The organism is Acetobacter pomorum, assembly GCF_002738225.1.
GTDB classification, from domain to species: Bacteria; Pseudomonadota; Alphaproteobacteria; order Acetobacterales; family Acetobacteraceae; genus Acetobacter; species Acetobacter pomorum.
Window position 1 is genome coordinate 1 of sequence record NZ_PEBQ01000112.1, and the last position, 782, is coordinate 782.

A 782-nucleotide genomic window follows, 5' to 3' on the forward strand; every position below is an offset into this window, starting at 1 on the left:
GGCTTTGTGGAATACCGGGTTGAAGACCTTGTCCGTCAGCGGATCATGGGCCTGGCACTGGGCTATGAAGACCTTAATGACCATGACGCTTTACGTCATGATCCTGTCATGGGTCTGGTATCGGGACGTCTGTCAGGAAGCCGGGCCAACTGTGCGGCACTGGCAGGAAAATCCACGCTGAACCGGCTAGAGCGCAGTGGGCAGCAGGCAGATCGTTACTGCCGCATCATTGCTGATCATGAGGCCCTGGCTACCCTGTTCGTGACGCTTTTCATGGACCAGCATGAGCGCGCACCCGCCCGGATCGTTCTGGATGTGGATGCCACCGATGACCGTATCCATGGCCATCAGGAAGGCCGCGCCTTTCATGGATATTACGGCCATAACTGCTATCTTCCCCTGTATGTCTTCTGCGGGGACCATCTCCTCAGCGCTACCCTGCGCACGGCAGACAGGGACCCGGGGAAGGAAGCACTGGCAGACATCCGCCGGATCGTGGAGCAGATCAGGAACCGTTGGCCCCGGGTGCGTATCCTGGTGCGTGGGGACAGCGGTTTCGCCCGGGACAGTCTGATGACATGGTGCGAAGACAACCACGTTGACTTCCTGTTTGGGCTTGCAGGCAACACCCGCCTGTATGACCGGATTGCCTCTTTGTCCGCTGAGGTTCGTGACGAAGCCGCCACGACAGGCAAAGCGGCGCGCGGCTTTGCCTCCTTTGACTGGATCACAAAGGACAGCTGGACGCGCCGCAGGCGGGTGGTGGCCAAGGCCGAATGGCG

General features: G+C 60.1%; 1 protein-coding gene. It reads left to right on the forward strand.

From position 1 onward, the window contains the following. On the forward strand, positions 1-782 hold a 782-nt coding region (locus CSR02_RS08420), incomplete at both ends, for an IS1380 family transposase (protein WP_143225569.1).